19 protein-coding genes and 1 tRNA gene are annotated in these 19,195 nt (G+C 45.2%); 15 read left to right on the top strand and 5 right to left on the bottom strand.

The genetic code is table 11. The features are described from left to right. Positions 1-17 precede the first annotated feature (17 nt). Positions 18-1,970 carry a sialate O-acetylesterase gene (locus VL525_RS20005; RefSeq protein ID WP_325388986.1) on the bottom strand — a complete coding sequence of 651 codons (1,953 nt, stop codon included), beginning with the start codon at positions 1,968-1,970 and terminating at the stop codon, positions 18-20. Between the two features lie 175 nt (positions 1,971-2,145). Between VL525_RS20005 and VL525_RS20000 the strand changes: the two genes are divergently transcribed. The 4 genes from VL525_RS20000 to VL525_RS19985 all read left to right on the top strand — a co-directional run bounded on the left by VL525_RS20000 (position 2,146) and on the right by VL525_RS19985 (position 5,251). Beyond that, positions 2,146-2,331 (top strand): hypothetical protein, encoded by a 186-nt coding sequence (locus VL525_RS20000; protein ID WP_325388984.1) that lies wholly within the window; start codon positions 2,146-2,148, stop codon positions 2,329-2,331. A 47-nt stretch (positions 2,332-2,378) separates the two neighbouring features. Beyond that, positions 2,379-3,152 (top strand): AraC family transcriptional regulator, encoded by a 774-nt coding sequence (locus tag VL525_RS19995; RefSeq protein ID WP_325388982.1) that lies wholly within the window; start codon positions 2,379-2,381, stop codon positions 3,150-3,152. Between the two features lie 63 nt (positions 3,153-3,215). Further along, positions 3,216-3,614, top strand: a complete 399-nt coding sequence (locus VL525_RS19990) for a DUF1398 domain-containing protein (protein ID WP_325388980.1) — start codon at positions 3,216-3,218, stop codon at positions 3,612-3,614. Positions 3,615-3,709: 95 nt separating this feature from the next. Beyond that, positions 3,710-5,251 (top strand): MFS transporter, encoded by a 1,542-nt coding sequence (locus VL525_RS19985; RefSeq protein WP_325388978.1) that lies wholly within the window; start codon positions 3,710-3,712, stop codon positions 5,249-5,251. A gap of 136 nt (positions 5,252-5,387) precedes the next feature. On the opposite strand, the gene VL525_RS19980 is transcribed toward VL525_RS19985, so the two are convergent. Then, positions 5,388-6,425, bottom strand: coding sequence for a glycoside hydrolase family 26 protein (locus tag VL525_RS19980; protein ID WP_325388976.1), 1,038 nt, complete (start codon positions 6,423-6,425; stop codon positions 5,388-5,390). A 129-nt stretch (positions 6,426-6,554) separates the two neighbouring features. Between VL525_RS19980 and VL525_RS19975 the strand changes: the two genes are divergently transcribed. The 7 genes from VL525_RS19975 to VL525_RS19945 all read left to right on the top strand — a co-directional run bounded on the left by VL525_RS19975 (position 6,555) and on the right by VL525_RS19945 (position 13,677). After that, complete coding sequence (locus VL525_RS19975; protein ID WP_325388973.1) at positions 6,555-7,304, top strand: ankyrin repeat domain-containing protein; 750 nt, start codon at positions 6,555-6,557, stop codon at positions 7,302-7,304. Between the two features lie 170 nt (positions 7,305-7,474). After that, positions 7,475-8,014, top strand: a complete 540-nt coding sequence (locus VL525_RS19970; RefSeq protein WP_325388971.1) for a TetR/AcrR family transcriptional regulator — start codon at positions 7,475-7,477, stop codon at positions 8,012-8,014. 16 nt (positions 8,015-8,030) lie between these two features. Further along, on the top strand, positions 8,031-8,453 hold the full coding sequence (locus VL525_RS19965; protein ID WP_325388969.1) for a hypothetical protein: 423 nt from the start codon (positions 8,031-8,033) through the stop codon (positions 8,451-8,453). 25 nt (positions 8,454-8,478) lie between these two features. Beyond that, the gene (locus tag VL525_RS19960) at positions 8,479-9,351 is read left to right on the top strand and encodes an alpha/beta hydrolase (RefSeq protein ID WP_325388967.1); all 873 of its coding nucleotides are present in this window, start codon (positions 8,479-8,481) and stop codon (positions 9,349-9,351) included. Between the two features lie 169 nt (positions 9,352-9,520). Continuing rightward, positions 9,521-11,497, top strand: a complete 1,977-nt coding sequence (locus VL525_RS19955; RefSeq protein WP_325388965.1) for an SGNH/GDSL hydrolase family protein — start codon at positions 9,521-9,523, stop codon at positions 11,495-11,497. A 451-nt stretch (positions 11,498-11,948) separates the two neighbouring features. Next, positions 11,949-12,953 (top strand): NAD(P)/FAD-dependent oxidoreductase, encoded by a 1,005-nt coding sequence (locus VL525_RS19950; RefSeq protein ID WP_325388963.1) that lies wholly within the window; start codon positions 11,949-11,951, stop codon positions 12,951-12,953. A 127-nt stretch (positions 12,954-13,080) separates the two neighbouring features. After that, the gene (locus VL525_RS19945; RefSeq protein WP_325388961.1) at positions 13,081-13,677 is read left to right on the top strand and encodes a short chain dehydrogenase; all 597 of its coding nucleotides are present in this window, start codon (positions 13,081-13,083) and stop codon (positions 13,675-13,677) included. Between the two features lie 76 nt (positions 13,678-13,753). Here VL525_RS19945 and VL525_RS19940 read toward each other — a convergent pair whose 3' ends face one another. After that, positions 13,754-13,966: a hypothetical protein gene (locus VL525_RS19940; protein WP_325388959.1), complete on the bottom strand. Its 213-nt coding sequence runs from the start codon at positions 13,964-13,966 to the stop codon at positions 13,754-13,756. 239 nt (positions 13,967-14,205) lie between these two features. Here VL525_RS19940 and VL525_RS19935 point away from each other — a divergent pair, with 239 nt between their 5' ends. Further along, positions 14,206-14,898: a porin family protein gene (locus VL525_RS19935; protein ID WP_325388957.1), complete on the top strand. Its 693-nt coding sequence runs from the start codon at positions 14,206-14,208 to the stop codon at positions 14,896-14,898. Between the two features lie 9 nt (positions 14,899-14,907). After that, a complete protein-coding gene (locus VL525_RS19930; protein WP_325388955.1) occupies positions 14,908-15,582 on the top strand; it encodes a DUF4386 domain-containing protein in 675 nt (224 codons plus the stop codon). Between the two features lie 210 nt (positions 15,583-15,792). Here the strand turns inward: VL525_RS19930 and VL525_RS19925 are convergent, their stop codons facing one another. Together VL525_RS19925 and VL525_RS19920 are read right to left on the bottom strand one after the other, a co-directional pair. After that, complete coding sequence (locus tag VL525_RS19925) at positions 15,793-16,668, bottom strand: helix-turn-helix transcriptional regulator (RefSeq protein ID WP_325388953.1); 876 nt, start codon at positions 16,666-16,668, stop codon at positions 15,793-15,795. Between the two features lie 354 nt (positions 16,669-17,022). After that, positions 17,023-17,096: transfer RNA gene (locus tag VL525_RS19920), tRNA-Met, on the bottom strand. A gap of 222 nt (positions 17,097-17,318) precedes the next feature. Here VL525_RS19920 and VL525_RS19915 point away from each other — a divergent pair. Both VL525_RS19915 and VL525_RS19910 read left to right on the top strand, forming a co-directional pair. Next, positions 17,319-17,699, top strand: coding sequence for an START-like domain-containing protein (locus VL525_RS19915; RefSeq protein ID WP_325388951.1), 381 nt, complete (start codon positions 17,319-17,321; stop codon positions 17,697-17,699). Between the two features lie 28 nt (positions 17,700-17,727). Continuing rightward, on the top strand, positions 17,728-19,149 hold the full coding sequence (locus VL525_RS19910) for an LptF/LptG family permease (RefSeq protein WP_325388949.1): 1,422 nt from the start codon (positions 17,728-17,730) through the stop codon (positions 19,147-19,149). Positions 19,150-19,195 lie beyond the last annotated feature (46 nt).

The raw sequence follows: 19,195 nt of genomic DNA, 5'->3' as shown, positions 1-19,195 counted from the left end.
TCAGGATCTGCAATTCGTCATTTCCCCTCCGTCACACCCTTCCAGTCGTCCGAGCGGAAAGGCCCAACCGGGTAACCTTCCTTGTTGAATAAGTTGGCCTCTACAGGCGCGTTGGTCCAGGCATACCTGACCGTCACAGGCTGTGGTACCTGGCTGCACCATACTTTTACCTTACTGCCCTCTATTTCTGCTTTCGCGAAGTAGAATTTATGGTCGGCCCCTGCCAGTTCAAATCCTTTGATGTAGCCATATTGGTCTTTAGCCATCAACCCGTCATCGGCGTTGGTTAAACTCACCACAGCGTAGCCATCCTTAAAATCGGCGGCCTTAAATAACGGGCTGCGGTTCTCGTTCGGGGTGTTATAAACAGAGTTCAACGCCTCGTAGGCAAGCCGGTATCCCACATCTGCCTTATCCGTTGGGTGGATATTATTAGCGTCGCCAATATCGGTAGTAACCGCCATGGCTGTATTAGGCAGTTTTAATGCCATGGTTTGCGCTTCGCGCAATTCGGCCCAATCGCTGCCCTGGTTGCTGTTCGGCATGGTGCCCCACGATGCCAGTTGTACGAACAGGAACGGGAACTGCCGCCCCCATTGCTTGCGCCAGTCGTTTATCAGCAGCGGGAAAGTAGTGCGGTACTGATAAGCCTTGCCGGCATTGGCCTCGCCCTGGTACCATAACACCCCGGCTATGGCGTAAGGTATCACCGGCGCTATCATCGCATTGTAAAGTGTGCCAACGCTGTTATTTGGACTAAAATCGAAATGGTAGGGTTTGGATAGGTCGGGCATTACGCGCCAGTTGAAGTCCGAAAGATTAACTGTTGTGTCCGGGAAACGGGTGTAAACGTTCGTCCAGTCGCCATAAATACCCAGGCCAAACCACGATGGGTTTTTCTGCAGCGACAATAGTTCCATTACCAGGCTGTTATCGCCGCCTTTCCATGTCCCTGCCGGCAGGTCAACCTGGAAATTGCCGTTAACCATGGTTGGTTTTATCGGGTTGCCGTTGATATACAATTGCATATCCGCATCGGTCAAACCAAGGTGCAGTATCGAAGTTTTATTGGCATAACTATTATCAAGTTTGACAGTGCGCTGCATAAAACCGGAGCCCCGGTACGATGCCCACCGGCCCTGCCATTCCCATGCACCTACGCCGCCTTTTTGCCATTTATCAAAAAAGGAAGCCGGCTGTGTGGCAAGTTGAGCTATATTATAGGTTGCAGGGGCAGTATTTTGAAAAGCGTACGCCCTTATAATACTGTCAACCTGTAATTTTAAACCGTCCCATGTTTTCGGCATTCGTTTTACCCCGGCAGCCAGGTTGGGGTCGGTCAGCATCGACTCGCGGCTTATCCAGCATTCGGCCTGCGTGCCGCCCCAACTGCTGTGGATCAGCCCAACGGTAACATGTAATTGCTGCGATATTTTTTTGGCGAAGAAATAACCGACAGCGGTAAAGTATGCCACCGTATTGGTGTCGGCCCGTACCCATTGCCCTTCCGAAAAGTCCTTGTCGGGCGTCAGGCTCATGGTATGTTTCACTAAAAACTGCCTGATGGTTTGTTCCCGGGCTACTTTTTGCTCTGCTTTAAACCCTTGCGCGCTTTGCAGCACAAATTCCATATTCGACTGGCCCGAACACAGCCAAACTTCGCCCATCATCACATCGCTGTAGTGCAGCGTCTCTTTTCCCGAGGCGATGTCCATGTTATACGGGCCACCTTCTTTCATTGGCTGCAGGGTCACTTTCCAGTCGCCCTTGCTGTCTGCTTTGGCGCTCACGGTTTGCCCGTTAAAGGTCACGGTTACTTTTGCATTTTTGGCGGATGTTCCCCAAACGGGCACCGGCTGGTTGCGTTGTAACACCATGTGGTCGCCAAATATTCTCGCGGCCTTTATTTGCGCTTTGGAATAAGCAAAAAAGCATAAAAGGATAATTGTTAGCAGGACGGTTCTTCTCATGCAACTAAAGTAAGGAAAAGAATAAATAAAACTAAAATAGCACACCAGGTGTTATCGGAGAGGCCGATTGCGCCGGAGATTGTTAACATTAATTTAACACAAAAACAATGATGAGTTAATTCTGTAGCAATACCTTTGCTCGGTTAGTAATTCACACAATCAAATTCATTGATCCATGGAAAACAACGTTCAAGCAGCAAAAGAGGTTAAACAGGAAGAAAAACTCCAGGAAGCCTTCAAAGACGAGTATTGGGCAAAAAAATACGATGTAACGATGGATGAATTGAAGAAAGTTGCCGAAATAGGCATTTCCGCTTTAATTATCGAATCCGGTAAAAAACACAAAACTTTCGCGGTTTAACATTCAGGTAAGGTAGGAATTGCGGTCAATTCCCTATTTTTATCTTAATGAAGTCTTACATTCCCTGTACTGCTTTAAAACCTTACGTCCAAAGCCTTATGGTTTCGGAGAGCGGGCAGGCACAGTCCTATACTGTATTACCCGGTACGTCACTGGTAATGGGTTTCCAGTACCGGGGGCAGTTGGCTTTTCACAATGATAATGTTGCTATCAGGCTGGCATCGTCCGGTATCACCGGGATACTCCACAGCTTCAGGGTTTTCGAAAATACAGCCAATACAGGTACGGTGCTGGTCATCTTTAAAGAGGGAGGGGCTTCGTTCTTTTTTCATGAACCGCTGTACGAGTTGTATAATGAGAGCCTTTCACTCGAACATTTTGTGAAGCGGGAGCAATTGTCGGCCCTGGAGGAACAGCTCTCTGCGGCTGAAAGCGATGAGAAACGAATTATTCTGGTCGAGCAGTTTTTAATGACAAGGTTACAGCCGCGCCGCAATGATTTGCTGGTTGCGTCCGCCATTGAACAAATACACCTGGCACAGGGCAATATCCGCATGGTTGATCTTGCCGAAAAACTTTATACCAGCAAAAGCCCGCTCGAAAAACGTTTCCGCCAGGTTGTCGGCACAACGCCCAAAAAATTCGCTAATATCATCCGCATGAAATCTTCGCTCATCGCTATGCAATCCTCCATAACGGTGCAGCATGATTACCGGATGAATCACTACGACCAGGCTCATTTTATTCGCGATTTCAAGGACTTTACAGGGGTCACGCCAGGTCAGTATCTAAAAAACCTGTCTTCAGGGAAAGTGAAATAAACGTTTTTTTACAATTCCAGGCCGGCCAGCCTGGGTAATTTTGTTGTATTAAAACTCAAAAAAATGTTCACAGTACAACAAATCAAAGCAGCACATTCAAAAGTCCGCTCGGGGGCAGATTTCCCCGGGTACGTACAGGAAATTAAAGCATTGGGCCTTATTAAATATGAATTTATGGTTGACGACGGACGCACAATTTATTTCGGCCCGGATAATTTCCAGACCGAGGCCCCGCCGATCTATCCCATTAAAAAAATAGGTCCTAAACCATTAACAGCTAAAATGAAAAAGGATATCCGTGACCACCAGGCAGGCAGGTCCGATTTTCCCGGCATTTGCGCCCTGGCGGCAGCAAACGGGGTACATCATTGGGAGGTTAACACGCAAACCATGTTGTGTTCTTATTACGATGTAAAGGGTGAAAAGATGATAACCGAACCGATACCCCAGGGAGATTATTGACTGGTTGGATAGAAGAATAGTGTCATTTCGAAAAGCATTGCTGATATCTTCCGAAATGACGCTTTCTTTATAAACGGCTTCGTACCTTTAACCTGATGGCAACAGTTGTACTTGGCAGTCCGGCGGGTAAATGGGTGATGGTATCCACTATCCTGGCCTCGTCTATGGCTTTTATCGACGGTACTGCTCTTAACGTGGTGCTGCCTGCCCTGCAGAAGGACCTTAACGCAACCGCTGCCGATCTTTTCTGGCTGCTGAATGCTTACCTGCTTATCCTGGCGGCTCTTATTTTAGTTGGCGGATCGCTCGGCGATAAATTGGGCCGGAAAAAGATATTTATGTGGGGCATCCTGCTGTTTATGATCGGCTCCATGGCTTGCGGCTTTGCGCCGGATGTGTTCTACTTAATCGCATTTCGCCTGGTGCAGGGGGTAGGCGGGGCGCTGATGATCCCCGGCAGCCTGTCCCTCATCTCCACATCGATCGACGAAAAGGAGCGGGGCAAGGCTATAGGCACATGGTCGGCCTTTACCACTGTTTTGATACTGGCAGGCCCGGTACTCGGCGGCGCCCTTGCCGACGCCGGGCTTTGGCGCTATATATTCTTTATTAACATACCTATCGGTATAATATCGCTGTTTATCCTGTGGCGAAAAGTAAATGAAACCCGGGATGAAGGCGCCGATCAGGCGGTTGATTTCGCGGGAGCTGTTACCATCGCGTTGGGCCTTGCCCTGCTTACCTTCGGCTTCCTGCGCGTTCCTGCGCTTGGGTTTACTCATTGGCAGGTGTACGGCTCGCTAATTATGGGGGTGTTGTTATTGATCGCTTTTATTATCATCGAGCATAAAGGCAAGCACCCCATGATGCCGCTGACTTTGTTTTTAAATAAGACGTTTAGCGGCATCAACTTGCTTACTTTTTTCCTTTACGCCGGTCTTGGCGCAGGTATGCTGTTTCTTTCGCTCAACATGGTACAGGCCCAGGGATATACGCAGCTCCAATCCGGACTTACATTTTTGCCGTTTACTGTTTTGATGATCGGTATTGCCCGTTTTGCCGGGGCGTGGGCAGATAAGTTCGGTCCACGCATGTTCCTCATTTTCGGGCCTGCCGCGGCCGGGGCGGGCTTGCTGCTTTTATCATTCGTGGGCCAAACCCGGGGCGCGTCCGAATACTGGACAACCTTTTTCCCCGGCATACTGGTATTTGGCCTGGGCATGGCGCTCACCGTTGCACCGTTAACGGCCACGGTTATGGCATCGGTAAGCGATCATTTTTCGGGTACGGCTTCGGGCATCAACAATGCGATGACACGTATCTCTAATGTGTTTGCCAATGCTATTTTCGGGGCGCTGGCAGTGCTTTTCTTTTCAGGCGCATTGCAGGATCGGATTAAATCTGTTCCGGTAAAGGCTGCACAAAAACAGGAGATAATGGCGCAGGCTGCCAACCTCGGCAACGCCAAAGTCCCGAAGGGCATCGACCCGAAGCAAAGCCCGGCTGTTGAAAAAGCTTACCACGAAGCTTTCATATCCGCTTACGCCAACATTATGCGCCTCTCTGCCGGGCTTGCCTTTTTGGGCGCATCCATGGCGGTATTTTTTATCAGGAATAAGGCGATTAGGAAAGAATAATAAAATGTCATTTCGATGAGGAGGAAGGAAAGCGCCAGGGAGCGAAGAGAAATCTCATGCGCCGCGAAGTTGTTATGCGCTATGTTCAAGATTTCTGCTCGTTCCTCGCCGAAATGACATATTGTTGGTTGAGGCCTTACTTTATCACCGGGTAAAACATCCTGGGATCCTTTACCTTAACCCAGGGCAGATCCTTTAATTTGATCACCTGCTCCGACCTGTAAGTTTGGAATGACGGTCCGCCCGGATCGCCCCAAAACATAAACCAGGTCCAGCGGGGTTGTTTTTGCAATATCTCCGGCGTCGGTATGGTACCCACTTCGCCCAATGCCACGGGCTTATTGCCTGCCAGTTTGATTATCTGGTCATAGTTCTCCTGGTCAAAGCCCTGGGTGTAAACATCGGTGGTAATAATATCAACCACATCGTCGCCCGGGTAGTATTCGTCCAGCCGGTCCACACCAGGCTTAAATTCATTGGTGTTATACACCCATACCAGGTTCTTCAGCCCGTGGAAATTCACCAGCCGGTCGTAAAGCATTTTATATAATTTTTTATAACCGTTATCGCCCTTCTTTTTACCCCACCAAAACCAGCCGCCGTTCATTTCGTGATAAGGCCGCCAAAGTACAGGCACATGCGCGTATTGCAGCTGTTTCAAAAAAAAGGCTATCACATCCACCTGCGATTTCCATTTTTCGTTCAAATGCGTGCCTGGCGTAACCAGCTCGTTCCATTGCGCATCGGTCAGCTGGCTTTGTATAGCTTCTTTAAAACTTACCGGCTCATCCATGGTAGGCGGTACCGCATGCCACATCAGGGTAATAATAAATCCTTCGCTATTGCGCCTGATGGCCTCGTCTACCAAATTCTGCCGGTAATTGATGCCGTCCCAGTCGCCCGGGAAGCTAAAACCAAAGTCCTGCCCGAAAACCGCCGGGTATTCGTGGGCTACCCGGTACACCTCGCTCAGCCTGGCCCCGCCAAGCAGGGGAACCGAGTGTTGCCCTGCCATAGTTCGCCTGCCCGAAATGCTGTTGATATAGGCGTAAAGCTCCTTCGCTTCGGGCGTGGCGCCAGCGGTAACCAATTGCGGGGCCGTGTTTTGTCCGAAAGTATTTGTTGTGCCGGATATCAACGCCACCAGGAATAATAACAGGTATAAGTTTTTCATATAAACAGGTTATAATGGAACGACCTAAAATTAGATGCATAAGCCATTGGCAGGTAATACTATTTTACCATTTTTTGATTTTTGCATTTGATTATTTTATCAGGGTTATTTTTTAATTTTAATATTATTATGCCAGCCGGTAACGATCAAATATTATACGAAATCGAGGTGCATTCGCCCGAAGGTATCCGCCGTTATTTTGAGCAGGGAGGCAGCCCTAATGACTGGCTGAATGACGGTATGCCCCTGTTCACGATGATGGTGGAAATGTATACGCGCAGCCCCCGGTTCAAGGAATGCGTGCAGGCGTTTATCGATCATGGCGTTCAATTCGACCTGCCCGCCCTGCTGGCTGTTTTTACTGACGATGCGGTTAAGCTGGAACAGGTGCTCAAGGTTAACCCAACCCTTATTAGTCAAACGTACTCCCGTTTCAATAATACTTACACCCCGTTGCTGGGCGCCACGCTTTTACATTTCTGTGCAGAATATAACAGCATCAATTGCGCCGAACTGCTGGTGAGCCATGGAGCTGATATCAACGCCAGGGCCGGCTTCGACGAGTATGGGTTCGGCGGGCATACACCAATTTTTCATACCGTAAACCAAAACAGCAATAACTCAAAGGATGTGATGAAGTTCCTGCTGGATCAGGGTGCCGATCTCTCAGTCAGCGTAAAAGGATTAATATGGGGTAAGGGCTATGAATGGGAAACATTTATCCCTGCTGTTAACCCAATTAGCTATGCCATGATGGGGCTGCTGCCCCAGATGCACCGTAAAGATATTACCGTAGCCGAAACCGTATCGGTATTGATGAAGTATGCCTACGGGATGGATTATATGCCGCCGAATGTGCCGAATGCCTACCTTAAATAAGGGGCTAATCCAATAACTCCATCACATTATCGATAATATCGGCAAAGTGTTGTTTTGATTTGATATAACGTGCATCAACCTAGTACGTTGAGACTAATTGTTAAATTTTTTTTTGTAAAATAAAATTGAACAGACTTGTCTGTTTTATAAATAATATTTATGTTTGCATCATGAAAAGGAACCAGGTACGAAACCAGATCGTCGAAACCGCTTCGCGTTTGTTTTATAAGCAGGGCTATAACGCCACGGGTATCAACCAGATCATTGAGGAAGCGGGGGTGGCCAAGGCTTCGCTGTACCAGCATTTTCATTCGAAGGAGGATCTGCTGGTTGAATACCTGACCATCAAAGGCATTGAAACCGATAATGCGCTGAAGGCTGTGGCCGATAGCCACCGTGAGCCCAAAAGCAAGGTACTGGCGATATTTGATTTCCTGGCGTCGCTGATGGGGCAGCAGGAATATTATGGCTGTAATTTCCTTAATATCTCATCCGAGATACCAACAGGTACCCCGCGGCTGACGGAATTGGTAAAAAAACAGAAGGATAATGTTCGTATTATGTTCAGGGAGATACTTAAACCGGCACATAAGGAAAAGCTGGCCGATGAATTATATATGCTTTTTGACGCGGCGCTAATCACTAACAAGGTTCATGGCGATGCCTGGCCTGTGAAGACAGCGCGCAAAATGGCTGAAAAAATATTGTAAAAAAATTTTATCTAAAATGAACAGACTTGTCTGTATGAATTATATATATGCATTTACGCTGCTACGGGTAGCGTTGGGATTAAACATCGGGCTGCACGGATTGGTGCGTGTTAAAAATGGACCAGCATTATTTGTCCGGGGTATAAGGGACGAATTTAAAAGTTCGGGGATACCGGTTTGGCTTTTAACCGGATTTGCAAATACCCTGCCTTACGCCGAATTGTTTATAGGTATGGCGTTAACCATTGGACTGGCAACAAATGCTGTACTGTTGGCCGGGTGTATTTTAATGCTGATGTTGCTGCTCGGTAAAAGCCTGGTGGCTGATTGGCAGGTGGTTACTTTCCAGATGATCTATATTCTTATTTACTGTACCCTGCTGGCGGGGCTTCATTATAATTCATTTTCAGCCGATGTGTTCATCGGTTCCAATCCATAGGTTTTAAACGATAATTAACAACAAAATGAAAAAACAAACAGTTTATTACAAAAACGAAAATGTTGACGGTGTTAATATTTTCTACAGGGAGGCAGGCGACAAAACAAAGCCATCTATTTTACTCCTGAACGGTTTCCCATCCTCATCCATCGGTTTCCGCAACCTCATCGATCACCTGAAGTATGATTACCATCTTATCGCGCCCGATTACCCGGCCTTTGGCAACAGCGACGTGCCTTCCAAAGAAGACTATGCTTATACTTTCCACAACCTTTCGGTAACGATGGAGAAGTTTGTCGATCAGATCGGCCTCAAACAATTCAGTTTGTACGCCTTTGATTACGGCGGCCCTGTCGGCTTTCGTATCGCCGCCCGCCGGCCCGAATTGATCCAATCACTCATTATCCAGAATGCTAATGCTTATACCGAAGGTATCGGTCCGGCTTTTGGTGTGGCCATGCCGTTCCTGCAAAACAGGACACCTGAAAACGAAGAGCCGATACGAGGATTAATGACGCTGGATGGTATAAAGATATTTTACTTCACCGGCGCCGAAGACCCATCAAGGATCAATCCGGATGGTTACATGAGTGACCTGTATTACCTGAGCCGCCCCGGCCTGGTAGATATACACCTCGACTTGCTGCACAACTACTCAAGCAATGTAGGCGAATATGATACCTGGCAGCAATATTTCAGGACACACCAGCCGCCAACCTTGCTGGTTTGGGGGCAAAACGATCCGTTCTTCCCGCTAGCATCTGCCCTGGCCTATAAAAAAGACCTTCCTGCCGCCGGGTTGTTTACCTATAATACCAGCCATTTTGCACTGGAAGAGTATGGCGAAGAAATAGCCGCGAATATCAGCGACTTTTTATCGAAAAATAATATCGGCTAAAAATATAGCCTTTATAAAACAGACTTGTCTGTTTAAATAATGCGCCCCGGCACGGCGCATTATTTTTTATCCAACTGCCTATTCTCACCGGGCAGCCATTTGTTTGAATGGTTTTTTGCTCTTATTACGGGCTTTTGCCTATATTGAGGCAACCGTAAAAATTAATTCAATGCCCGGATATTTTCTAATGTTTTCAAGATTGCGCCGTAAGCTAGCCTTCACCCTGTTGTTTACTATCGTTTTCGCATTTGTCAATGGGCAGGATAGGTCAGCAAACAATTCATGGAAAGGATTTGAGAAGGTTGTGTTTTCAATTGAAGGGCACAATGCTTACTATGTGAAGCCTGTCCACGCCTTGCCGGGCAATCCATGGGTTTGGCGGGCCTCATTTCCCGACTGGCATACCGATATGGATAGTATTTTACTTACCAAAGGCTTTTACATAGCCTACATAAGCGACGATGATCAATACGGTAGCCCGCAGGCCATGCAGGTTTGGGATAAGTTTTATGAGTACCTGAGCACTAAAATAAACCTTGCTTCGAGGGTGGCGCTCGAAGCAGTAAGCCGGGGCGCCTTATATGCTTATGGCTGGGCGAAACGCAACCCGGATAAAGTTACTTGTGTTTACGCGGAAACGCCGGTATGCGACATAAAAAGCTGGCCGGGCGGTAAGGAAAAGGGCATAGGCGATACCGCTTTGTGGAGCCAGCTAAAAGCGGTCTATCATTTTACAGAGCAAGAGGCCATAACATACCACGATAACCCCATTGACAACCTGGAAGGCCTTGCATCGTTCAGGGTACCTGTTTTACATGTTATCGGCCTGGACGACAAATTGGCGCCCCCGGCCGAAAACTCTTATCTGTTTGCGCAAAAATATATAGCTGCCGGAGGCCCTATGAGCATTTACCCGGTGACCAAAGGACCACAAGAACTGATGGGGCATCATTTCCCTATCGACAGGCCGGCTTACTACGCAGATTTTATAGCCGATAACTCGTACCCCGTAAAAAATACTTTGCCATACAGCAATTACTATGAAAAGGCAAACGGGTTGAAGAATTTTTATAATGTTATTACAACCCGTAAAAAAGCTACGGTAACTTTTCTTGGAGGATCCATCACCTATAACCCCGGCTGGCGGCAAAAGGTGTGCAGGTATTTAACAGAACGGTTTCCCAACGCAAAGTTCCGCTTTATTGCCGCCGGCATTCCATCTTTAGGGAGTCTTCCTCACGCTTTCAGACTGCAGCGCGATGTGCTGGATTCGGGCAAAACAGATCTTCTGTTTGTTGAAGCTGCGGTAAATGACAGGGCAAACAGTACGGACAGTATTACCCAGGTACGCGCTCTCGAAGGGATCATCCGCCACGCCAAAAAAAGCAACCCGGATATGGATATTGTAATGATGGCTTTCGCCGACCCGGAAAAAACGGCTGATTTCAACAATGGTATCGTACCGGCAGAGATCGCCAATCACCGGTTATTATCGCATTATTATCGTCTCCCTTTTATTAACCTTGGCAAGGAAGTATGGGATAAAATGAGTCACCATGAGTTTAGCTGGGACGATGATTTTAAAGATCTTCACCCGGCTGCATTCGGGCAGGAATTGTATTTTGCCACCATCAGGCGACTGTTACAGGATTGCTTTGATCATCTGCCCGGCGGTTTGCCTGGGCCGGCACTATCCTTACCAAAACCACTTGATAAAGCTAACCTTCAAAACGGCAAATATTACAATATAAAAAACGCTGTTTTTAAAAGCGGCTGGACCATCACACCCCAATGGCAACCTTCGGACGGATTGCCCACGCGGGAAGGTTTTGTGAATATCCCGGTATTAAGCTCGGGTACGCCGGGTGCCGAATTATCATTGCCGTTTAAAGGCACAGCCGTTGGGATAGCCATCGTATCAGGCTCCGACGCGGGCATTATTTCTTACGCCATCGATAACGGCAAATTCAAAAATCTGGATCTGTATACACAATGGAGCGGCATGCTGCACCTGCCCTGGTATCTGTTGCTGGGCAGCGATCTGAAGCCGGGCAATCATATTTTGAAGATCAGGATAAGCGAACAAAAAAATAAGGCAAGCAAGGGCACAACCTGCAGGATAGTTAATTTTTTGATCAACGAATAATAGCTGAAAATTACTTATAATAATATAAGCTACAAAACATAATGACGTTTTATGGTATGTCCCTCGTCAGCGAATTCGTTAGGTGACATAAACTAGCGCGTGTGAGTAGGATGGGGGTCGATATAGGCCTGAAAGAAAGATAGGTAGTCTTGATCTAACGTAGTGAAAGATTAAAAAAAATTAGAATGAGGACTATCGCCTTCTATTCCAAGTTTGTACTAATACCGAATTAAACACCATAATTGTTTAAGGTACATAAAATTGGTTTAGCTGACTTTGCCCTTTCTATTTAAGTCTTTCTGGCCGGGTCTTAAAAATATCTATTTAGACTACAGGATAATTATATTGATACTTAATCTCTTTTATGCGATCTGATTTATAGTTGAAAGCTTCCCCGGGGAATTTATAAAACAGTCTGAGCAGTGTTTCTGAAGACCATTTCGAACACGCAATGGGTTCGATATTTCAGAGAAATCCTATTGAACCTTTTCTTCGTCCTATTCAGGATTTTGTGTTTAAGCTAACTTTGTTCAACAAAGCAAATCGTATGAAAACTCTACAACAATTTGATGTCATAATTATAGGCGGAAGCTATTCAGGGCTTGCGGCAGGCATGGCTTTAGGACGGGCTTTACGTAAAGTATTGATCATTGACAGCGGTAAACCTTGCAATGCCCAAACTCCACGTTCTCATAACTTTCTAACCCGCGACGGTGAAACCCCCGCTGGGATTGCAAAGCTTGGCAGGAAACAAGTACAAGAGTATAGTAGTGTAACATTTTTTGATGGAATGGCAATTAGAGCCGCAAAGATGAATAATGGGTTCGAGATCGGCGTTTCCTCCGGCGAAACGTTTTCTGCTAAAAAAGTAATATTCGCCACAGGCATACGAGATATGTTGCCTGCTATTGATGGTTTGGCGGCTTGCTGGGGCATATCTGTACTGCATTGTCCATTCTGTCACGGTTATGAGGTAAAGAATGAAAAAACAGGTATTGTCGGGAATGGCACACAGGCTTATGAATTAGTTATGCTCATTTCTAACTGGACAAACGATCTTACCATTTTCACTAATGGCGCAACTGAATTTACGAGGGAGCAACGGTTAAAATTGGCGAATCGCAAAATTGAGGTCATCGAAAAACCAATTACCAAATTGGAGCACGAGAATGGGTATATCCGGAATATTTTGTTCAGCGATAACGCACGGACTCCGCTTACTGCCGCTTACATTCGTAGTCCATTCCGACAGGCTTGCTCACTTCCTGAATTTTTGGGATGTACACTAACTGAAGAGGGTTACATTAAAGTAGATTCTTCGCAAGCAACAAATGTTCCGGGCATATTGGCAATTGGTGATAATGCCAGCAAGATCCGTACGGTAGCCAATGCCATCGCAACTGGAACAACTGCCGGCATAAGTGTTACCAGGCAGCTAATCACTGAACAGTTTTGACCTGTAATTTATGAAGGATTTTGGAACAATTGTTATAGCAACAAGGGTCAATATCACCAGGGACCGGCGCGATTATGCAGTACGCCGGCCGCAAAAAACAGTATAATGCATTCATAAACAGTCAACAATGAAAATAATAATCGTGGGTGCAACAGGCACCATGGGACAACACTTAGTAAGTGTCTTGGAAAAAGAACATCAGGTCATTCGCGTAGCTAGTCAAGGCGGCGATATACAAGCAGATATTACTTCAACTGCTTCCATTGAAAATATGTTCAAACAGGCCGGTGAATTTGACGCGCTGATTTCTACCGCAGGGCCGACCTTCGTTGGCCCCTGGAAAAAGCTGGACGATACTGCTTTTCGTAGCGGAGTGGAGGGCAAAATGATGGGCCAGATCAACCTTGTGCTGATTGGCCAGCATTATATTAATCCGAAAGGGTCGTTCACTTTGATTACAGGGGCCCTTACAGAAGAACCGCAAAGAAATTTTGCAAACGCTTCGGCAGCCAATGGCGCAGTCGAAGGCTTTGTACGTGGTGCGGCGATCGAATTAGAAAATGGTATCCGCATAAATGCAGTTAGCCCAACGGTAATCGAGAATTCGCCGCAATATTTCCCCTACTTTCCCGGCGAAATACCGACTACGATGGCAGAATTAGAATTTGCCTTTCGCAAAAGTATATTCGGAGCTCAGACCGGGCAGATCATAAAAACCTGGTAAGCAGCTGATCATGTGAAAATGAAAGGGGCTGTTCCACAATAAATGGAACAGCCCCTTTCATTTTCATACCTTTTATTTATTTCATGCCCGTTTTGGTACTTATTTTTCCGATGAGTAAGTCGATAAATGGAATAGCTACAAATATCATCCAGAGCACTAGCGTAACCGTTAGGATCAGGGTACGCTGGTAAGCTGGGAAATTGGCCAATCCTTCTCCAAAAAGGAAATTAAACAGGGTAATAGACGGATAGATCACAACCCATGTCTTCAAGGCGGCAATCAGTTTCATTTTTATTTTCATTTTTTTTATGCTTTGTTAATAGCAACAAAGCTAATCGACCTGCCATCTCGCTTATAGGACGGTGCCATAGTTATACAGGACAATTCTTAAAAAAACCACTCGTAATTGACTGTAATAAAGCAAATTATAACTTTAGCAATATCCGATTCAACTCCGTAATTGTCCTATCCCGGCATGTCGCCTGAAAATAATTTTGTGATACAATTTAAATCAATCAAAAAATTATCATGAAAAAATTATCGGTAACGCTTGTATTAGCAATGGTTTTCCTGAATATGAACACATTTGGCCAGTCAACAGACACCATCTCAATTCAACGTACCACCAAAATAAAAACGGCGAAAACTTACTTCGATATTATGATCAATATCGTTAGCAATAATTTCAATTACGGCGATCAAAACAGTACCGTTTCAAATTACAAGAAATCGGCTAACGGTCTTCAGGCAGGTGTATCTTTCCAGGGAGGTATTACCTCATCTTTCTCAATGGTCATGGAATTTTACTATATCCGCAAAGGCGGCAACTTAAGAAACGGCAACGCGCTCACCAACGACGAGTCAGGTATTCGCCTGAATGCGTTGGAACTACCTGTGCTAGCCCGCTATAACTTCGGAAAATTCCACATTAATGCAGGCCCGTCTATTGCCTATAATGTTAGTGGAAAAACTGAACAAAACGGCCAGTCATCAAGCATAGTGTTTGACAATTCGTCCAGGGCATTTGATCGTTTCGACGCTGGCATGCAATTTGGCGGCGGCGTGGAATTTCCATTTAAGCAGCGAAGGATTGAGTTGGATATCAGGTATGGCTACGGCTTAATCAATATAAGCGCAGTAAACCAACTTTATAACCGGGCCATTATGGTCAGTTTACATTTTTCTAAAGCATGGAAGAAAAACCCCTTAGCCAAAAGTTAACCGACTCTAATGAAAACTTTAAAAACCAATTGGAACACGCCACGTAAAACTGCGGTAACAGCAGGTGTGTTGTACCTGCTTACCTTTGTATCCATTCCTACGATTTCGCTTTACCACGCTTTGCATCAGCCCGATTATATCCTGACTCCAGGCAGTGATACCTCAGCTATTATAGGAGGTTTATTGGAGATTATTGTGGCGCTTAGCTGTGTGGCGTCGGCCATCGCCCTATATCCTGTATTAAAAAAGCAAAACGAAAGCCTTGCCTTGGCATTAGTCGCATCCCGAGTGTTGGAAGCTTCTACCATCTTCATAGCAGTGGCATTTATTTTAGCCGCAGTAAGTTTGCATCAGCAGGCTGCAAAGCAAGCAGATCCATCTAGCCACACATTGATCATCCTTTATGACCGCGCCTTTTTGCTTGGGCAAAGTTTTATGCCCGCGATAAATGACGCTCTATTAGGCTATCTTTTATATCGGTCCCGCCTGGTGCCGCGTACCTTATCAATGATCGGCATTATTGGGGTATTTCCCTTATTAGCCGGATATTTGGCGATCGTATTTGGCATCGTTAGCAGGGATTCCATCTGGGCCGGGCTTTCTGCTATACTGGTGGCCCTGTTTGAATTGGCTTTAGGTATTTACCTGATCGCTAAAGGTTTCATCAAATCGTCAATGAAATAGGTCTTAATATCTGGGGATAATGCGCCATCGGCCTGCGATTAAATTTTTATTAAATGAGTATAATCATCATGTCGCCGTATATGGCAATGGTTGGTAAATCCAAGCGATAGAAGTCTTCAAGAAAAAGAAGAAAACCGGACGAGCATTGAATGACAATTAAAATACGTTAGTAGATAAAATCCAGTCACGGCGGTGAAATAAGAGAAGGTATTACGTAATACTGAGATTATGCCGGAAAACATCAGGCGAAAGCCCGGTATGTTTTTTAAAGAAACGAATAAAGTAGGAAACATCGCCATAACCTAATACCTCGGCGATTTCTTTAACCTGGTTCGGAGTGGCAAGAAGATACCGTTTTGCTTCAAGAATAATATGTTCGTTGATGACTTCTGAAGCTGTCTTTCCTACGGAAGATTTCGTGATCTCATTCAACTGATAGGGCGAAAGGTTCATAAGGTCTACATATTCGGATACTTGTTTAAACTTTGTGAGGTGTTTGTCCAGCAGTTCGATAAAGTCTTCGAAACGTTCTTGCACATATGTGTTGGCTGCCGGCGCTTGTGCTGGTCCATCAGGGTTTGGACTCTGCCGGGTATACTCGATGCAGAAAATGTCAAGGTTGGATTGGATAATTTCCTGGAAACCTTCTTCTCTCGCAGTATATTCCTGAAACATAGATTCCAGGGCAGTTTGCAGCTTATCAAATCTGCCTGCGTCAAATTCACAGAAATTCTTATTACTCGCTTTCCTTAATCTTTGATTCGCAGCGGTTCCCTTTGGATTATAAAACTTATAATTAAATTCAAGTAAATATCCGGTGCTGCCAACTTTTAGAAACAATTGATGAACCTGTCCCGGTCGCAAAAAGAATATAGAGTGATCCTGCACCTTATAAGGTACAAAATCAACCTCATGATTACCCTGGCCATTCTTTAAAGAAAGTATAAAAAAGAAGTCGTGGCGATGAAGGTGATGAACCAGGTCTTTTTCTCCGATGATGTCTTCAATACGACGGATCTTAAACTTTTCTGCAATAGGGTGCAGTTGCTGTGTTTGAGAAAGTTGTCTGATCGGAATTTTCTGCATAGTTATTTCCAGGCTTGTATTATTTCAATCAATAGGTAATATAAATCTACAAAAAACATAAATTATTTGGTAGAGCCTAAAAGAAAGGTCATTACAGAATGATAAAAAAGCGCCTTCATTGAAAAAAGCCGTTTTTGTAGCGGGAGTAGGACTTCAACCGACGGCCTTGTGTTATGAGTCCAATGTTATACATTGAAAACCGATGCGTTTAGTTTTAGGACAATCAGTTACAAAACTATCGGCTTGCAAAAATAGAACAAGCTTTGTACCTTTAAATATGTAAGAGCAGCTAACAAAACTGTTAACAAAAATAAAAAGCCTGTCACGAAAATTCGTAACAGGCTGGTTTTCAAGTAGCGGGGAGCAGGATCGAACTGCCGACCTTAGGGTTATGAATCCTACGCTCTAACCATCTGAGCTACCCCGCCGTAATATTTTTTCTCCTTTTTTTGCTTCCATTTTTCACCTGGTTTTCGTAAAAAACGGCCTCATCTTTCTTTAAACATCATTCTGTATATCAGTATACAAGATCAGTTTCAAATAAAGGGCCTCGGCTGTAAAAAGAGTTTGCAAATATAGCAGAAATTCATTTCCTTTAGAAAAAATGTGAAGATTTGCCGCAAGCAGATAAGCGCTGACCGATTTCCCCTATGTCTGAGAAGAAAAAATTTAATATTGAGTACGAGATAAAATCATCCCCAAGGATATTATATGGTTTTTTAAGTGAACCAAACGGGCTGACCCAATGGTTTGCAGATGATGTAAGCGTTCGCGACCAGGTTTATACTTTTACCTGGGATGGCGAACAGCAAAAAGCGAAGCTGCTGGCTACCAAAGAAAATAAGCTGGTGCGTTTCAAATGGGTCGATGACGAGCCTCAATGCTATTTCGAAATGGAGATACTGCAGGACGAGCTTACCAACGATGTGGCTCTTAGTGTTACCGATTTTGCTACCGAGGAAGCTATTGCAGAAAGAAAATTGATCTGGGATAATCAGATTGAATACCTTATCAGCGTTTTAGGTGCATAGGGATTCTAATTTTCCCTAATTTTGCATCGTGAAGAAAGTTCATCTTTTAATTCTCAAATCCTTCGTCAGGCCGTTCGCTGTCACTTTTGGCATCGTGATGTTCGTATTGCTGATGTTGTTCCTGTTTAAATACATCGACGACCTTATCGGCAAGGGCTTTGAGTGGTACACTATTCTTCAGTTGATGATGTATGCCTCGGCTACCAACGTGGCTATGGCGCTGCCTTTATCGGTGCTGTTGTCTTCTATCATGACTTATGGCAGCCTTGGAGAAAACTATGAGTTGGTTGCCATTAAGGCCGCAGGGATATCGCTGCGCAGGGCCATGTATCCCATGATAATTGTGGTTGCCATACTCAGTATCGCGGCATTCATATTTTCGGATAATATGTTGCCGGTTGCTAACCTGAAATATTATTCATTGTTATATGATGTGCGCCAGCAAAAATCAGCAAGCCTTTTGCCCGAAGGCGTATTCAGCAACTCCTTCCCCGATTACTCCATACGGGTTAGCCGTAAGGACCGGGATGGGCAAACGCTGCATGGAGTAATGATATACACCAAAAATCAGGCAGATAACAACCTGAATGTTTTGTTGGCTAAAGAAGGGCTTATGTATCGTACGCCGGATAACAAGTATCTCATCTTGCAGCTAAAGGATGGTGTCAGGTATGACGAAACGACTGGCGATAAAGGGCTGGAGGACCGCCAGCGGTTCACGCGCTTTCGTTTTAAGGAAACAGAGCAGGTGTTCGATCTTTCGTTTATGAAAATGAACCGTACCGATCCGAATTTATTCCGGCAGGCAGTGCAAATGATGGACATTAAGCAGTTGAAGCATTTTGGCGATTCAACAAAACGGCAGGCCGATAGCGCCCTGGGTGTCAATTATAAACTCATCAGTCCTTACATAAAATACTGCACCATACCCAAAAAAAGTGCCGCCGGTATAAAATATGTAGCTTTTGACAAAAAGAATTCGCTCGACGGGCTTAGCATGAACCAAAAACTGGCCGCTCTGTCTAACGCTTCCAACGAGGTACGTTCCCTGCAGGATATCGTTAAGAACCGGGCTGATTTTTATAAAGAAACTTTCAAAAGCCTGCGTCGTTTTGACGTAGAATATCAAAAGAAATTCACTTTATCCGCTGCCTGTATAGCTTTGTTCCTTATCGGTGCTCCTTTAGGCGCTATTATTCGTAAAGGTGGGCTGGGTATGCCGGTAGTCGTTTCGGTTATATTTTTCCTCATCTACTACATCATCTCTACAATAGGTGAAAAATCGGTAAAGGACGGTGATATTTCGCCTTTTGTCGGCATGTGGATAGCGATACTTGTATTAACGCCGATAGGTTTATTCCTGTCGTATAAAGCAGCTAATGATTCTGTATTGTTTGATATGGAGGCATATAAGAAATTTTTTAACAGGTTGGTGAGAAGGAAAGAATAACACCGCTAACCCTCAGGTGACTATCAAAAACGCTTAAGCAACTTTT

Origin of the sequence: Mucilaginibacter sp. (assembly GCF_035492695.1) — a bacterium.
Lineage (GTDB): Bacteria > Bacteroidota > Bacteroidia > Sphingobacteriales > Sphingobacteriaceae > Mucilaginibacter.
Note: the sequence above shows the minus strand (reverse complement) of the source record. Positions and strands in the feature narration are given on the sequence as shown.

Excerpts from the sequence above, each read along its gene's own strand:
- VL525_RS20005 (WP_325388986.1), bottom strand. The coding sequence starts at position 1,970 with ATGAGAAGAACCGTCCTGCTAACAATTATCCTTTTATGCTTTTTTGCT.
- VL525_RS20000 (WP_325388984.1), top strand. The coding sequence starts at position 2,146 with ATGGAAAACAACGTTCAAGCAGCAAAAGAGGTTAAACAGGAAGAAAAA.
- VL525_RS19995 (WP_325388982.1), top strand. The coding sequence starts at position 2,379 with ATGAAGTCTTACATTCCCTGTACTGCTTTAAAACCTTACGTCCAAAGC.
- VL525_RS19990 (WP_325388980.1), top strand. The coding sequence starts at position 3,216 with ATGTTCACAGTACAACAAATCAAAGCAGCACATTCAAAAGTCCGCTCG.
- VL525_RS19985 (WP_325388978.1), top strand. The coding sequence starts at position 3,710 with ATGGCAACAGTTGTACTTGGCAGTCCGGCGGGTAAATGGGTGATGGTA.
- VL525_RS19980 (WP_325388976.1), bottom strand. The coding sequence starts at position 6,425 with ATGAAAAACTTATACCTGTTATTATTCCTGGTGGCGTTGATATCCGGC.
- VL525_RS19975 (WP_325388973.1), top strand. The coding sequence starts at position 6,555 with ATGCCAGCCGGTAACGATCAAATATTATACGAAATCGAGGTGCATTCG.
- VL525_RS19970 (WP_325388971.1), top strand. The coding sequence starts at position 7,475 with ATGAAAAGGAACCAGGTACGAAACCAGATCGTCGAAACCGCTTCGCGT.
- VL525_RS19965 (WP_325388969.1), top strand. The coding sequence starts at position 8,031 with ATGAACAGACTTGTCTGTATGAATTATATATATGCATTTACGCTGCTA.
- VL525_RS19960 (WP_325388967.1), top strand. The coding sequence starts at position 8,479 with ATGAAAAAACAAACAGTTTATTACAAAAACGAAAATGTTGACGGTGTT.
- VL525_RS19955 (WP_325388965.1), top strand. The coding sequence starts at position 9,521 with ATGCCCGGATATTTTCTAATGTTTTCAAGATTGCGCCGTAAGCTAGCC.
- VL525_RS19950 (WP_325388963.1), top strand. The coding sequence starts at position 11,949 with ATGGGTTCGATATTTCAGAGAAATCCTATTGAACCTTTTCTTCGTCCT.
- VL525_RS19945 (WP_325388961.1), top strand. The coding sequence starts at position 13,081 with ATGAAAATAATAATCGTGGGTGCAACAGGCACCATGGGACAACACTTA.
- VL525_RS19940 (WP_325388959.1), bottom strand. The coding sequence starts at position 13,966 with ATGAAACTGATTGCCGCCTTGAAGACATGGGTTGTGATCTATCCGTCT.
- VL525_RS19935 (WP_325388957.1), top strand. The coding sequence starts at position 14,206 with ATGAAAAAATTATCGGTAACGCTTGTATTAGCAATGGTTTTCCTGAAT.
- VL525_RS19930 (WP_325388955.1), top strand. The coding sequence starts at position 14,908 with ATGAAAACTTTAAAAACCAATTGGAACACGCCACGTAAAACTGCGGTA.
- VL525_RS19925 (WP_325388953.1), bottom strand. The coding sequence starts at position 16,668 with ATGCAGAAAATTCCGATCAGACAACTTTCTCAAACACAGCAACTGCAC.
- VL525_RS19915 (WP_325388951.1), top strand. The coding sequence starts at position 17,319 with ATGTCTGAGAAGAAAAAATTTAATATTGAGTACGAGATAAAATCATCC.